Source organism: Novosphingobium sp. CF614, assembly GCF_900113255.1.
GTDB lineage: Bacteria > Pseudomonadota > Alphaproteobacteria > Sphingomonadales > Sphingomonadaceae > Novosphingobium.
On the sequence record NZ_FOOR01000005.1, the window covers coordinates 92,797 to 106,540 of the forward strand.

The 13,744-nt window shown below is 69.3% G+C and carries 12 protein-coding genes; 7 read left to right on the forward strand and 5 right to left on the reverse strand.

Features of this window, described 5'->3' with window-relative positions:
* Positions 1–125 precede the first annotated feature (125 nt).
* From BM052_RS07890 to BM052_RS07900, 3 genes are all read right to left on the reverse strand, one after another.
* The gene (locus tag BM052_RS07890; protein WP_091145255.1) at positions 126–617 is read right to left on the reverse strand and encodes an asparaginase domain-containing protein; all 492 of its coding nucleotides are present in this window, start codon (positions 615–617) and stop codon (positions 126–128) included.
* A gap of 163 nt (positions 618–780) precedes the next feature.
* Positions 781–1,326, reverse strand: coding sequence for a SixA phosphatase family protein (locus BM052_RS07895; RefSeq protein WP_091145258.1), 546 nt, complete (start codon positions 1,324–1,326; stop codon positions 781–783).
* 40 nt (positions 1,327–1,366) lie between these two features.
* Positions 1,367–4,084 (reverse strand): ATP-dependent DNA helicase, encoded by a 2,718-nt coding sequence (locus BM052_RS07900; RefSeq protein ID WP_091145259.1) that lies wholly within the window; start codon positions 4,082–4,084, stop codon positions 1,367–1,369.
* A 150-nt stretch (positions 4,085–4,234) separates the two neighbouring features.
* Here BM052_RS07900 and BM052_RS07905 point away from each other — a divergent pair, with 150 nt between their 5' ends.
* From BM052_RS07905 to BM052_RS07920, 4 genes are all read left to right on the forward strand, one after another.
* The gene (locus BM052_RS07905) at positions 4,235–4,951 is read left to right on the forward strand and encodes a PadR family transcriptional regulator (RefSeq protein WP_091145583.1); all 717 of its coding nucleotides are present in this window, start codon (positions 4,235–4,237) and stop codon (positions 4,949–4,951) included.
* Between the two features lie 183 nt (positions 4,952–5,134).
* Complete coding sequence (locus BM052_RS07910; RefSeq protein WP_091145586.1) at positions 5,135–6,766, forward strand: lysine--tRNA ligase; 1,632 nt, start codon at positions 5,135–5,137, stop codon at positions 6,764–6,766.
* Positions 6,767–6,928: 162 nt separating this feature from the next.
* Positions 6,929–7,459, forward strand: coding sequence for a DUF1003 domain-containing protein (locus BM052_RS07915; RefSeq protein ID WP_091145262.1), 531 nt, complete (start codon positions 6,929–6,931; stop codon positions 7,457–7,459).
* A gap of 279 nt (positions 7,460–7,738) precedes the next feature.
* Positions 7,739–8,866, forward strand: coding sequence for an ATP phosphoribosyltransferase regulatory subunit (locus BM052_RS07920; protein ID WP_091145589.1), 1,128 nt, complete (start codon positions 7,739–7,741; stop codon positions 8,864–8,866).
* 108 nt (positions 8,867–8,974) lie between these two features.
* Here the strand turns inward: BM052_RS07920 and BM052_RS07925 are convergent, their stop codons facing one another.
* Positions 8,975–9,835 carry an alpha/beta hydrolase gene (locus BM052_RS07925; RefSeq protein ID WP_091145264.1) on the reverse strand — a complete coding sequence of 287 codons (861 nt, stop codon included), beginning with the start codon at positions 9,833–9,835 and terminating at the stop codon, positions 8,975–8,977.
* Between the two features lie 252 nt (positions 9,836–10,087).
* Here BM052_RS07925 and BM052_RS07930 point away from each other — a divergent pair, with 252 nt between their 5' ends.
* Both BM052_RS07930 and BM052_RS07935 read left to right on the forward strand, forming a co-directional pair.
* On the forward strand, positions 10,088–11,377 hold the full coding sequence (locus tag BM052_RS07930) for an adenylosuccinate synthase (RefSeq protein WP_091145267.1): 1,290 nt from the start codon (positions 10,088–10,090) through the stop codon (positions 11,375–11,377).
* A 4-nt stretch (positions 11,378–11,381) separates the two neighbouring features.
* Positions 11,382–11,960, forward strand: a complete 579-nt coding sequence (locus BM052_RS07935; protein ID WP_091145269.1) for a L,D-transpeptidase family protein — start codon at positions 11,382–11,384, stop codon at positions 11,958–11,960.
* Positions 11,961–12,206: 246 nt separating this feature from the next.
* Here the strand turns inward: BM052_RS07935 and BM052_RS07940 are convergent, their stop codons facing one another.
* Positions 12,207–12,386 carry a DUF1674 domain-containing protein gene (locus BM052_RS07940; protein ID WP_143084776.1) on the reverse strand — a complete coding sequence of 60 codons (180 nt, stop codon included), beginning with the start codon at positions 12,384–12,386 and terminating at the stop codon, positions 12,207–12,209.
* 54 nt (positions 12,387–12,440) lie between these two features.
* On the opposite strand from BM052_RS07940, the gene BM052_RS07945 reads away from it, so the two are divergent.
* The gene (locus tag BM052_RS07945) at positions 12,441–13,670 is read left to right on the forward strand and encodes an RsmB/NOP family class I SAM-dependent RNA methyltransferase (protein ID WP_091145273.1); all 1,230 of its coding nucleotides are present in this window, start codon (positions 12,441–12,443) and stop codon (positions 13,668–13,670) included.
* Positions 13,671–13,744 lie beyond the last annotated feature (74 nt).

A 13,744-nucleotide genomic window follows, 5' to 3' on the forward strand; every position in this document is an offset into this window, starting at 1 on the left:
GGGGGAACGGGGGGCAACGCGCCGCTACCTGTCACTGCGAGAGATACAGCAGCGGTGTTTGCTCTTAACGAAGAAAGGTTTCCGAAAGTTTACCTAGCTGCGACCTCTTCGCAACGATTGCAGGGTTAAATTTCTGCAAACTTGCCCGCTTCACGGTCTTTCCTGACCTTCAGGCCGTCGAAAACCGATCCGTTCATGGTGATCCACACGCCGGGCGACGCGGCCTGGCAGCAGGCGAAGGCCATGCCCAGGTTGAACGGCGCATCGCTCTCGGCGAATCGCGCCGGGGCGAGCGCGCCGACCAGGACGATGGTCTTGCCAGGTATCGCCGCGAGCACTTTGGCGGTCTCGGTCATGGTGTCGGTGCCGTGGGTGACGACCACGCGCGTTTCCGGCGCGGCGGCGATCGCCGCCTTGATGAGGGCGCGGTCCTCGCCGGTGAGTTCGAGGCTGTCCTTGCGCATCAGTTCGACGACGCGGAACGGATGGGCGACGCGCGAGACCCTGAGCAGCTTCTCGATCACGCTTTCGGCGATCTGATATTCGCTGAGCGCGTCGAAATACTGCTTGTCGATGGTGCCGCCGGTGGTGACGACGAGAATGGGGGCAAGGGGCATGGACGGGGTTTAGCCGGGAAGGGCAGGCGGAGGCAATCTCCCCGGCCGATCGTTCGACCCGTCCGCCTGAGCCTGTCGCAGGACGCTGGCGCGGTGCTGAACTTGATACCCTTCGACAGGCTCAGGGCGAGCGGGGATGGAGTAGATTTTGAACACGATGCCCCTAATCCGCTGCGCCGGGCCCCAGGGCCGGGTCGAGGTCGCGCGGGCGGGTTAGGTGTAGCAGGTGCCCGCAGCCTTCCTCCAGGTCCGCCCATCGTTCGATATCCAGCTCTAGCACCGCGTAGGCGGCAGTGGGGAACTTGTCTTCCACGATGTCGCGCAAGGGGCTGGAGCCGTCGTCCGGCACCAGGTCGAAGATGAGGTCCTCCAGTCCGGGATTGTGCCCGACCAGGATGATCGAGGGGGGATCGCCCTCCTGCTCGCGCAGGACATCCATCAGGGTTGCCGAATTGGCGAGATAGATGCGCCTGTCCCAGGTGATCGGCGGAGTTTCTCCGGCGGCCTCTCCGGCCAGTTCGATGGTCTGCGTCACCCTTACCGCCGGGGAGGCCAGCACGCGCTTCCAGCCGACCGCGTGATCGCGGATATGTTTGCCCATGACCGCCGCGCCCTTGCGGCCACGCTTGTTCAGCGGACGATCGAAATCGCGCAGGCGCGCATCGTTCCAGTCCGATTTGGCGTGGCGGAAGATTCCCAGGGTCTTCATGCGGGCAGGCGACTTTCGGCGAAGGGTTCTTGACGCGAACTCAGGATGGCGAACGCGCGTTTCGGTCCGCTTCCACCGCCTTCCCTGAAGCATGGCCGGCGATATGCTGTAAAGCCTGCTCCAGCGAAATGCGCCGGACCGGCGTTCCTTCCGGAAAGGCGCGGAGCAGGCGGGAGGGAAAGGCCGGGGACAGGACCACGAAGCAGCCCCGGTCGTCGCGGCTGCGGATCAGCCGCCCGAAGGCCTGCGCCAAGCGGGCGCGGATGAGCGAATCGTCGTAGGCCGCGCCGCCGTTCGCGAGCCGCCGCGCCCGGTGCAGGATCGAGGGGCGCGGCCAGGGGACCTGCTCCATCACCACCAGCCGCAGCGAGTGGCCGGGCACGTCCACCCCGTCGCGCAGCGCGTCGGTGCCCAGCAGCGAGGCGGCGGGATCGTCGCGGAAGATATCCACCAGGGTGCCGGTGTCGATCGGATCGATGTGCTGGGCATAGAGCGGCAGGCCCGCGCGCGCGAGACGATCGGCGATCCGGCCATGGACCGCGCGCAGGCGGCGGATCGCGGTGAACAGGCCCAGCACGCCGCCGCCCGATGCCTCGATCAGCCGGGCGTAGGCGGCCGCAAGGGCGGGGATGTCTCCGCGCGGAACATCGGTGACGATCAGCACTTCGGCTTGGGCGGCGTAGTCGAACGGGCTCTCGTGGGCCGAGAAGCGCGGCGTGACGCCGATGTGCTCGACGCCGGAGTGGGCCAGGGCCTGGCCCCAGTCCGCACCGTCGCGCAGCGTTGCCGAGGTTATGACCACTCCGTGCGCCGGTTCGAGCACGACCTTGGCGAATGGCTTCATCGGGTCGAGCCAGCGGCGATGGATGCCGATATCGAACTCGCGCGCCTCGGAACGCTCCACCGCCAGCCAGTCGACGAATTCGGGATCGGCGGGGCCGCCGAGCCGTTCAAGCAGGGCTTCCCAGGCGGCGAGCAGGTCGATGCGCCATGCGAGCGAATGACGCGCGCCCTCGATACGGGCGCGGCCCGGGCCGTCGAGCCAGTCGGGCGGGTCTTCCAGCGATGCTTCCAGCCGCATGCCGAGGCGGATCAGCGGCCGGCGCAAGTCCGACAACGCCTCACGCGCGGCCTGGGCGACTTCCACGAAGGCACCGTCGAGTCCGGCCGCCTCGGTCTCCAGGCCATAGCCCGCTTCCTGTCCGCCGCTTTCGTCGCGCGCGTAGACGGCGGCGCGCACGGCGGCGAGCAGCTCTTCGAGCGGGCCCCAGGGCGCGCCTTCGGCCAGGCGCTGCATCCAGCCGTCGCCGGGCAGGGCCTGCGCCGCGGCGCAGGCGGCGGCGATCGCCTTGCCGCCGGCCTCGTCGTAGCTGGCGATGTCGGCCAGGCGGGCGGCAAGGCCCCGGCGGCGCCCGCGCGCCGCCTTCTCGGGGCCGATCACCCAGCGGCGCAGCTCGATGGTTTCCGCGCCGGTGAGCGCGGCGGCGAACGTCGAATCGGCGGCGTCGAATACGTGGTGGCCCTCATCGAACACGATCCGGGTGGGACGCGCGGCCACATCCCGTCCACGCGCGGCATTGACCATGACGAGGGCATGGTTGGCGATGACGAGATCGGCCCCGACGCTGGCACGGGCGGCGCGTTCGATGAAGCACTTGCGGTAGTGCGGGCAGCCGGCATAGACGCATTCGCCGCGCCGGTCGGTCAGCGCGGTGATGCCGCGCTGCCGGAACAGCGTGCCCAGCCAGCCGGGCAGGTCGCCGCCGATCATGTCGCCGTCGCGCGAATAGGCGGCCCAGCGAGCGACGAGCTGCGCCAGGATCGCCGCGCGGCCGGCGAAACCGCCTTGCAGCGCGTCCTCCAGGTTGAGCAGGCACAAGTAGTTCTCGCGCCCCTTGCGCACCACCACCGGCCGGCTTCCGTCCACGCGCCGTTCGGGCCAGGCGCGGCGGCTCTCCTGCCGCAATTGCCGTTGCAGCGCCTTGGTATATGTCGAGACCCAGACGGTGCCGCCGGCCAGGCCGCTCCACAGCGAGGCGGGGGCGAGATAGCCCAGGGTCTTGCCGATGCCGGTGCCGGCCTGTGCCAGCAGGACGCGGGGCTGGCCGGATTTCTCGCGCGGTTCGAACGCGAAGGCCGCCTCGGCCGCATAGGCGCGCTGGCCGGGACGCTGTTCGGCGCCGAGACCGGTCAGGGCCTCCAGCCGGCCCAGCACGTCCGCTTCTTCCAGCACGACCTGGCGCGGCTGCGGCAGGTCGGCGCTTTCCTCCCATTCGGGCAGGCGCGAGAACAGCCAGCGTTCGGCGCGCTGCGGCCTGGCGATGCGCGCGGACAGCACCGTCGCCCAGGGCCAGCGCATCCGGACGAGCGATTGCAGCGCCGTCCACGCACCCTCGCGCTCCGCCCAGTCGGCGCTTTCGCATGTCTCCAGCAGGGCGCCGGCGGCCGCCTGGAGCAGGCGCGGCACTTGCGCGTCACCCTCGGGCTCGGCGAGGCCGAGCGCATGCGCGAGCCCCTTTGGCGTGGGCACCACGAAGCGGGCCGGATGCACGAAGGCGAACAGCTCCAGCAGGTCCAGGCCCGAGAGGTCGGGATAACCCAGCCGCGTCGCCAGCATCGGGGCGTTGAGGATCAGCAGCGGTGTGTCCGCCGCCGCCATCACCGCTTCGCCCTTGGAAACGGTGCGCGTCGCCTCCGCATCGCGCAGCCAGCAACCGCTGTGGCTGGCATGGAGGGCGGGGAGGGGCAGGGCGGCCATGGGACCGTCTTAGGGAGCGGGGCGGAATTTGGAAACGGCGGCAGGACATGCGCTCACGGGAAAAACCCGGGATGATACAAATTTGGCTCTTGCATTGGACTGTTCTAGATATATCTTAGACGCATCATGAAACAGACGAGAACGAAAATGATGGAAGACATGTTCAACCATATTCGCGGCCGAGGCCGCCGCTGCCGCTCTGCCGAAGCGGAGGATTTCCAGGCCGACGAATTTCGCGCGATGCACGGCGGCCGCCCTTGGCGCGGCATGGCGCGCGGCCCTTCGGGGCCCGGCCGGGGCGGCTTCGGGGGTGAGTTCGCGGGCGACTGGGGCATGGGCCCCGGCGCGCCGGGCGGCCCCTTCGGCGGCGGCCGCGGCAGGTTCATGCGCGGTGCCCGCCGCAAACGCCTGTTCGATCAGGCGGAATTGCAGGCGCTGCTGCTTGCGCTGATCGTGGAGGCGCCGCGCCACGGCTATGACCTGATCCGCGAGATCGAGGCGATTTCGGGCGGTGACTATGCGCCCAGTCCCGGGGTGGTCTACCCGGCGCTGACATATATGGAGGAATCGGGGCTGATCGCGATCGTCGCGGAAGAGGGGGCCCGCAAATCCTACCAAGCCACGCCGGAAGGCCACAAGCAGGCCCAGGCCGATGCCGAGAAGGCGGCCTCGCTCAAGGCGCGGCTGACGGTGCTGGCGGAAGCGCGCGACCGAGTCGATCCGGCCCCGGTGCGGCGGGCCATGCACGCGCTCAAGACCGCGGTCTTCGACCGTCTCGCGCGCGAGGGCGTGGATCGCGAACTGGTGCTGCAAATCGCCGATGCGATAGACGAGGCCACCCGCAGGATCGAAAGGATCGAGGGGTGAATGTCGACGCGGCGGCGGGAGGATCCCGAGCCGCCGCGTAAAGCGCTGCATGGTCCAGCCGGCACGGGCACTTTGTTCGGGGACGGATGCGGCTGGCCGGTGGCGGCGCTTTCCGGGCGGGATCGATGGCATCGTCCCGCTTCGCCCTTGCGAAACCCGCGCAATTCGCCAATGAGCGCGGCCATGACCGACGTATCGACCGATAGCGCCCTGATCGAAGCCGCCCGCGTGTCCAAGGCCTGGCCGTTCCAGGAGGCGCTGAAGCTGCTGAAGCGCTATCCGGACGGCAAGCCGGGCGCGGCGCCGGTGCTGTTCGAGACCGGCTACGGCCCTTCGGGCCTGCCCCATATCGGCACTTTCCAGGAAGTCCTGCGCACGACCCTGGTGCGCCGCGCCTACGAAACGATCACCGGCGGAGCGCCGACGCGCCTCGTCGCCTTTTCGGACGACATGGACGGGCTGCGCAAGGTGCCGGACAACGTGCCCAATCCCGGCCTTCTCGCGGCCAACCTGGGCAAGCCGCTGAGCCGCATTCCCGATCCCTTCGGCAAGTTCGAAAGCTTCGCGCATCACAACAACGCGATGCTGCGCGAATTCCTGGACCGCTTCGGCTTCGACTACGAATTCGTTTCGGCGAGCGACCGGTACAATGCCGGCGCGTTCGACAAGGCGCTCGGCAATGTCCTGTCGCACTATGACGCGATCATGGGCGTGATGCTGCCGACGCTGCGCGAGGAGCGCCGCAAGACTTATTCGCCGGTGCTGCCGGTCTCACCGACGTCCGGCGTGGTCCTTCAGGTTCCCATCGAAGTGCTCGATCCCGTCGCCGGCGTGATCCGCTTTGCCGACGAGGATGGCACGGTGGTCGAACAATCGGTGTTCGGCGGCCAGGCCAAGCTGCAGTGGAAGGTCGACTGGGCGATGCGCTGGGTGGACCTGGGCGTCGATTATGAAATGTGCGGCAAGGATCTGACCGATTCGGTCACGCAGTCGGGCAAGATCGCGCAGATCCTGGGCGGCCGGCGGCCCGAGGGGCTGATCTACGAGCTGTTCCTTGACGAGAACGGCGAGAAGATCTCCAAGTCCAAGGGCAACGGCCTCACCATCGAGCAGTGGTTGACTTACGGCACCGAGGAATCGCTTGGCTTCTACCTGTTCCGCGAGCCGAAGAGCGCCAAGCAGTTGCACGTCGGCGTGATTCCCAAGGCGGTCGACGAATACTGGCAGTTCCGGGGAAACCTGGCCGGCCAGCCGCTCGACAAGCAGCTGGGCAATCCGGTCTGGCACCTGCTGCGCGTGAACGCCCCGGGCGCCGACAAGGCTGCCAAGGGTGCGGGCGATACCCTGCCGGTGACGTTCTCGCTGCTGCTCAATCTCGTCGGCGTGCTCGGCGCGGAGGCGACGGCGGAGCAGGTCTGGTCCTACCTGGGCAACTACGTGGCCGATGCCAAGCCGGAGGCGCATCCCGATCTGGGCGAACTGGTGCGCGCCGCGCTCGCCACCAACCGCGATTTCATCGCGCCCACGCTGCTGCGCCGGGCGCCCACCGCCAACGAGGCGGCGGCGCTCAAGGCGCTGGATGCCGAACTCGCCAACGCCGAGCCCAAGACCAGCGCCGAGGAACTGCAGCACGCCGTCTACGAGATCGGCAAGGACGAGGCCTACGGCTTCGAGAATCTGCGCGACTGGTTCAAGGCGCTCTACGAGACCTTGCTCGGTTCGTCGCAGGGGCCGCGGATGGGCAGCTTCATTGCCCTTTACGGCATTCCCGAAACCCGCAAGTTGATCGCGCAGGCCCTCGCGCAGGCGGCATAAGGGCGAAGCACACGAAATCATGCCCGGCCGCCCGGCCCTGCGCATTCCGACTCGGAATGACCCTCAATACCCGATTTCGAACAGACAATTGCGAGACGGCGAAGGGAAGGGGAACGGGAGTTCCGAGCAATGATACTTGGTATAACCTGAGGGGATAGCGCGATGTACAAGACACCCCTGACGGCGCAGCAGCTTTGCGAGGAATTGCTGGGCCGCAAGTTCGAAGATGTCGACGCGGAAGAGCAGCGCGTGCTCGAGCGCATCGCCGCGGGCAGCGTCGAAGGGCTCGATGCGCAGGAGGAGGCGGCGCTTCACGCCAGCGTGGGGGACAAGCTGGCCGATCGCGTGGCGATGGTCGGCGGTTCCTGGGGCTTCATCATCGCGTTCGGCGTGGTGCTGCTGTCCTGGATGCTGGTAAACAGCCGCATTCTCGACAGCTTCGGCCTGCATCCGTTCGACGCCTATCCGTTCATCTTTCTGAACCTGATCCTTTCGATGCTGGCGGCGATCCAGGCGCCGGTCATCATGATGAGCCAGAACCGGCAGGCCGCTCGCGACCGCGTCGCGGCCCGCCACGACTATGAGGTCAACTTGCGCACGCAGCTGGAAATCATCCGGTTGCACAAGCGTTTCGACCACCTCTTCGAATTTCTCGAAGCCCGCGCCAGCGCCGAGGCCGGCGAGGAGACCTGATACCCAGTCTCTTTGAGCGGGACTCGTCTCCCCCCCTTCGTTCTTGCGAGCCGCCGAAGGCGGCGCGGCAATCCAGGGGCGGTTCGATGTCGCCCTGGATCGCTTCTGCGGCTTCGCCACCTCGCGGGCGACGAAGAGAGAAATTGAGTTTCGCCCCAAGAGACGGGGCATGAGCCGCGCGCGAAACCGGAGCCGTCCATCCGGCCCCGTCACGTCGGACCAGGTCCCGTCAAACCGCGTTCGACATTCCCCGCCCATGCCGCTAAGGGCGCGCGGATGATGCAGGATACCGACCGCGATCTCTTGCCCGAGGGGCTGGGCGACCGGCTGCCGCAGCAGGCGGCGGCTTCGCAGCGCGTGCGCCGCGCCGCGCTCGATGCCATGGCGAGCCATGGCTACGAGCGCGTCGAGACGCCCACGCTCGAGTTCGAGAAGTCGCTCGCCAGCCGCATGGCCGGTGTCCAGGTGCGGCGCATGTTCCGCTTCGTCGATCCGACCTCGCTGCGGCTGCTGGCGCTGCGTTCGGACATTACCGCCCAGGTCGCGCGGATCGCGGCGACCGGTCTTGCCGGTGCGCCGCGGCCGCTGCGGCTGTGCTATTCCGGCCAGGTCGTCACCATCAAGGGCGACGGGCTCGATCCGGTGCGCGAGCGCCTGCAACTGGGCGCGGAGCTGATCGGCACCGATTCGGTGGCCGCCGCCGCCGAACTGGTGGAGATCGCGATCGAGGCGCTGCGCGTCGCCGGGGCCAATGGCATCTCCGTCGACTTCACGCTGCCCGACCTCGTCGACACGCTCGCGGCCGAAGCGCTGCCGCTGGCCGAGACGCAGATCGCTGCGGTGCGCCAGATGCTCGACGCCAAGGACGCGGGCGGGCTGGTCGACGCCGGCGGGGCGGCCTATCTGCCCCTGCTCTACGCGGTGGGACCCTTCGAGACCGCGATCGAGCGCCTTGCCGCGTTCGACACCGGCGGCGTCCTTGCCGGCCGCATCGCCGGCCTGCGCGAGATTGCCGCGCGCGTGAACGGCGCCGCGCGGCTGACGCTCGATCCTTCGGAGCGGCACGGCTTCGAGTATCAGTCCTGGTTCGGCTTCACCATCTACGCCGAGGGTGTGGCGGGGAGCCTGGGACGGGGCGGCACCTATCGGATCCTCGGCGGCGCCGGGGACGAGCAGGGGGAGCCGGCCGCCGGTTTCTCGCTCTATCCCGATCCGCTGATCGAGGCGCTGGCCGCCGAAATGCCCGGGCGCAAGGTGCTGTTCCTGCCGTTGGGCCATGACCGCAAGGTTGCCGCTCGGCTGCGCGCGATCGGCTGGACCACGGTGGCGGCACTGTCGGAGGCGGATGATCCGATCGCGCTCGGCTGCTCGCACCGGCTGGAGAACGGCGAGGCCATTTCGCTGTAATATCAAGTCTCTCGAAGCGAGACTTCATCTTCTCCCTTGCGGCGCTTCGCAAGCAAAGCGGAGCAAGAGTTCCGATCGATGAGATTCGCCATAAGAGCGATCGGCCCGCTACCCGAGCACCTGCTTCAGCCATCGATCCACCACCGCCGTCGCCGGATAGTCCGGATCGCCGAGGTCGCGGTTGATCTCCATGTGGCCGCGCAGGCCCTGGCCTTCGAAGGCGCCGCGCTCGACGGGCGTGCCGGCCTTGTGCAGGGCCGCCTCCAGCGCCTGCGCCTGGCGCACGCCGTCCGGACGCTGCACGTGGAGCAGCAGGAACGCGGGCGCGTTGGGCGCCTGCGCCTGCGCCGTGGGCGAGAGCGCGTGCTGCCGGGCGGGATCGTCGCCGAAGGCTTCGCGGTAGGTGGCCTGCATGATGCGCGGGCCGTCGGCCATCTGCGCCGGCACGTCGTAGGCGGCGCCGTCGATCGGGACCACGCCGGCGATGTCCGCGAACGAGAGGCCGGCCTTGCGCAAGTATCGCGGATCGGTGCCGACCAGGGCGACCAGCTGGGCGCCGGCGCTATGACCCATCAGCACCACCTTGCCGCGCGCGATGCCGAGCTGCCGGGAGCGGGCCAGCAGCGCCGCCAGCGCGTCGGCGACGTCCTGCGCCTGCTGCTCGACCGTCGCCTGGGGCACCAGGCGGTAGTTGATCGAGGCGAAGGCGTACCCCTCGCCCACGAAGTGCGGCGCTTTCCAGCGCCCCGTCGCATTGTCCTTGTCGCCGCGCTTCCAGCCGCCGCCGTGGACGAAGAGGATCAGCGGCGCCGGCCCGGCGACCCTGCTCGCGGGGGTGAAGTCCAGGTTCTGGAGGCGATCGGTGCCATAGGCCAGGGTCTCCGCCCCCGGCGCGGCGGCCAGGGGAGACAGCGTGGCGCCGATCATCGTCAGCGAGGTCGCCAGGGCGGCCGCGAGCAATCTCTTCATGTCGGCAATCTCTTCACGTCGGCAATCTCTTCACGTCGGTTGTCCTCGATCCATGTCGCAGGAGTTTCGGGCGGCTGCTTCGGCCGGGGCTGCCACAGGATCGGCCCGGCGCGCGCCGCGGGCAATGCGGAAGCTGTGACAAACCGTTTCAGTGCAATTCCCCTGCCACATATCGTCATGCGCGCCTTGCCCTTGCGGCGCGACTCCCCTAGGGCGCGCGGCGGACTTCAATACAGCAGTGAAAGCGCAACGTTGGCCAACGTAACCGTGATCGGCGCCCAGTGGGGCGATGAGGGCAAGGGCAAGATCGTGGACTGGCTGGCAAGCCGGGCCGACGCCGTCGTGCGTTTCCAGGGCGGCCACAACGCGGGCCATACGCTCGTGGTCGGCGAGCAGGTCTACAAGCTCTCGCTGCTGCCCTCCGGCATCGTCACCGGCACGCTTTCGATCATCGGCAACGGCGTGGTGCTCGATCCCTGGGCGCTCAAGGCCGAAGTGGAGAAGCTGACCGGGCAGGGCGTCGAAATCAACGACGAGAACTTCGCGATCGCCGACAACTGCCCGCTGATCCTGCCGGTCCACCGCGAGCTTGACGGCCTGCGCGAGGCGGCGGCGGGCGCGGGCAAGATCGGCACCACCGGGCGCGGCATCGGCCCGGCCTACGAGGACAAGGTCGGCCGCCGCGCGATCCGCGTGTGCGACCTGGCGCATCTCGATTCGCTGGACCCGCAGCTCGACCGGCTTTGCGCCCACCACGACGCGCTGCGCGCCGGCTTCGGCCGGCCGCCGGTCGACCGCGCGGCGCTGCTGGCGGAGCTGGCCGAGATCGCTCCTTTCGTGCTGCAGTTCGCGCAGCCGGTGTGGAAGCGGCTGGGCAAGGTCAAGAAGGCCGGCGCGCGCATCCTGTTCGAAGGCGCGCAGGGCGTGCTGCTAGACGTCGATCACGGCACTTATCCGTTCGTCACCAGTTCCAACACCGTCTCCGGCACCGCCGCCAGCGGCTCGGGCCTGGGTCCTTCGGCCACCGGCTTCGTGCTCGGCATCGTCAAGGCCTATACCACCCGCGTCGGTTCGGGCCCGTTCCCGACCGAGCTGGAGGACGAGACCGGCCAGCGCCTGGGCGAGCGCGGCTACGAATTCGGCACCGTCACCGGCCGCAAGCGCCGCTGCGGCTGGTTCGACGCGGTGCTGGTGCGCCAATCCTGCGCGATCTCGGGCGTGACCGGCATCGCGCTCACCAAGCTCGACGTGCTCGACGGCTTCGAGAAGGTGCGGATCTGCACCGGTTATCGGCTGGGGGGCAAAGTGCTGGACTATTTCCCCAGCCACGCCGCCGACCAGGCGGGCGTCGAGCCGATCTACGAGGAAATGGACGGCTGGCAGGGCACCACCGCCGGCGCCCGGTCCTGGGCCGACCTGCCGGCGCAGGCGATCAAGTACATCCAGCGGGTCCAGGAACTGATCGAAACCCCGGTCGCGCTGGTCTCCACCAGCCCCGAGCGCGAGGATACCATCCTCGTGCGCGATCCCTTCGCCGATTGAAGCCATGCGGGGCCGGCGCCAGTTCGCCCCGCTGCTGCTCCTGCTGGCGACCGGCCGCGCGGCGGCGGGCGAGCCCCTGTCCGAGCCCTCGTCCGAGCCCTCGTCCGAGCCCTCGTCCGAGCCCTCGTCCGAGCCCTCGTCCGAGCCTCCGTCCGAAATCGAGTCCGACATCGACCTGATCCGCGTCGACAAGTCCGAGCGCCGGATGGACCTCTATGCCGGCGGGCGGCTGGTCCGCCGGATAGACCACATCCAGCTCGGCGGCGCGCCGGTGGGGCCCAAGCGCTTCGAGGGGGACCAGCGCACGCCCGAGGGGCTCTACGCGATCGACTGGAGCAATCCCGACAGCGCCTATCACCTCTCGCTCCACATCTCCTACCCCAACGGCCGGGACCGCGCCTACGCGGCCGGGGCGGGGCGCTCGCCGGGCGGGATGATAATGATCCACGGCCAGCCCGGCTGGCTGCCCGCCGGCCGCATCCCCGGCGACTGGACCGACGGCTGCATCGCCGTTTCCAATGCCGAGATCGAGATGCTGTGGGAAGCCGTGCCCGACGGGACGCCGATCGAGATCGTCGCATAGGGCGCATCGCTTCGGCGCACGTGAAATTTAACGATGCGAAAGAGCGGGCGGGTGAGGCCGGCCGCGATTATGACGCGAGTCGCCGATGTAGGAAAATGGTTTTCCAGCTCCTCCCCGGCACGGGGAGGGGGACCATGCGAAGCATGGTGGAGGGGACTCTCGGCAAACGCGGCGCTTGAAGGCAAACCCCCTCCACCACGCCGCTGCGCGTCGCGGTCCCCCTCCCCGTGCCGGGGAGGATGGGCCTCAGAAATCGACGGCGATTCCCTTGCGTACCCAGTCGCCGTAGCGGGTGGGCGAAAGCTCGCCGTCCGGATCGGAAGCGGCCTGCCCGTTCTTCGCCGGTTGCGGCTGGGGCGCGGGGTCATTGGTCCAGTGCGCGGGCTTGGTGAAGTCCTGCGGACGTGTGGTGGCGCGCTCGATCATGCACTGCATTTGGTGCGGGTGGCGGGAAAAGGCAATCGGGTATAGGGCGCGGCGATGGATATTCCCGGCCTTCCGGCGCGCCGTGCCGCGCTCAACCTTATCGATGCCGTCCTGCGGCGGGGCGAAACGCTGGAGCAGGCGGGCGGCGGCGCGCTGGCCCGCGTGCATGGCGATGCCGACCGGGCGCTCGCCCGGGCCATCGCCGGCGAGGTGCTGCGCTGGAAGCAGGACCTCGACGTATTGATCGACAGCGCCACGCGCGATGTCCTGCCCGGCGATGCCAAGCCGCGCGCGGTGCTGGAACTGATGCTGGCGCAAGTGCTCCGGCTGGAAACCCCGGCGCACGCGGTGATCGCGACCGGGCTGCCGCTGCTGACGGGTGGTCCCCGGCGGCTGGCGCACGGCGTGTTCTCGGCGCTCCTGAAGCGCGGCGCGGCGCTGCCAAAGGCGCCGACATTGCCGGATGCCTCCGCCTTGCGCTGGGGCGCCCGGGCGGAAGCGATCGCGGCGGGCCTGGCCGTGCCGCCGCCGCTGGACCTGGTGCTGCGCGATCCGGCGGCGACCGGGGCCTGGGCCGAGCGGCTGGGCGGCGTTTCGCTGATGCCCGGCCACCTCCGCCTGCCGCGCGGCGCGGCGGTGGAAACCCTGGAGGGTTTTCGCGAGGGCGCCTGGTGGGTGCAGGACCTGGCCGCGAGCCTGCCCGCGCGCCTGCTCGGCGCCGGCGAGGGGCGCCGCGTGCTGGACTTGTGCGCCGCCCCGGGCGGCAAGACGCTGCAACTCGCGGCGGCCGGCTGGCGGGTGACCGCGCTCGACCTTTCGAAGCGCCGGCTGGAGCGCCTGCGCGCGAACCTCGATCGCACCGGGCTGGAAGCGCAGGCGGTGCAGGCCGACGCGCTCGCGTGGGAGCCGGAGGCGCCGTTCGATGCGATCCTGATCGACGCGCCGTGCACCGCGACCGGCACCTGCCGACGCAACCCGGACGTGCTCCATCGCGTCGGCGCGCGCCAGATCGCGGAAATGGCCACCTTGCAGGCGCGGCTGCTGGAACGCGCGGCCGGATGGCTGGCCCCCGGCGGACGGCAGGTCTACGCCGTCTGCTCGCTCGAACCGGAGGAAGGCGAGGCGCAGGCGGAGAAGCTGACGCTCACGCCCGATCCGATCGCGGCGGGGGAGTTGCCGCAAGGGATCGCTCCCACGCCGGCGGGCCACCTGCGCACCGATCCGGGCCAGCTGGCCGACGCCGGCGGGCTCGACGGGTTCTTCGTGGCGCGGTGGCGAAAATAGCGCTCCCCTGGGCGGGGGATGCTGGCCCGGCCAGGGCCAGCTGAACAGCTTGAAGTCACCTGGCCGGCGAATGA

What these genes read in the sequence shown, in the direction of transcription:
- BM052_RS07890 (WP_091145255.1), bottom strand. Translation starts at nt 617, where the DNA reads ATGCCCCTTGCCCCCATTCTCGTCGTCACCACCGGCGGCACCATCGAC.
- BM052_RS07895 (WP_091145258.1), bottom strand. Translation starts at nt 1,326, where the DNA reads ATGAAGACCCTGGGAATCTTCCGCCACGCCAAATCGGACTGGAACGAT.
- BM052_RS07900 (WP_091145259.1), bottom strand. Translation starts at nt 4,084, where the DNA reads ATGGCCGCCCTGCCCCTCCCCGCCCTCCATGCCAGCCACAGCGGTTGC.
- BM052_RS07905 (WP_091145583.1), top strand. Translation starts at nt 4,235, where the DNA reads ATGGAAGACATGTTCAACCATATTCGCGGCCGAGGCCGCCGCTGCCGC.
- BM052_RS07910 (WP_091145586.1), top strand. Translation starts at nt 5,135, where the DNA reads ATGACCGACGTATCGACCGATAGCGCCCTGATCGAAGCCGCCCGCGTG.
- BM052_RS07915 (WP_091145262.1), top strand. Translation starts at nt 6,929, where the DNA reads ATGTACAAGACACCCCTGACGGCGCAGCAGCTTTGCGAGGAATTGCTG.
- BM052_RS07920 (WP_091145589.1), top strand. Translation starts at nt 7,739, where the DNA reads ATGCAGGATACCGACCGCGATCTCTTGCCCGAGGGGCTGGGCGACCGG.
- BM052_RS07925 (WP_091145264.1), bottom strand. Translation starts at nt 9,835, where the DNA reads ATGAAGAGATTGCTCGCGGCCGCCCTGGCGACCTCGCTGACGATGATC.
- BM052_RS07935 (WP_091145269.1), top strand. Translation starts at nt 11,382, where the DNA reads ATGCGGGGCCGGCGCCAGTTCGCCCCGCTGCTGCTCCTGCTGGCGACC.
- BM052_RS07940 (WP_143084776.1), bottom strand. Translation starts at nt 12,386, where the DNA reads ATGATCGAGCGCGCCACCACACGTCCGCAGGACTTCACCAAGCCCGCG.
- BM052_RS07945 (WP_091145273.1), top strand. Translation starts at nt 12,441, where the DNA reads ATGGATATTCCCGGCCTTCCGGCGCGCCGTGCCGCGCTCAACCTTATC.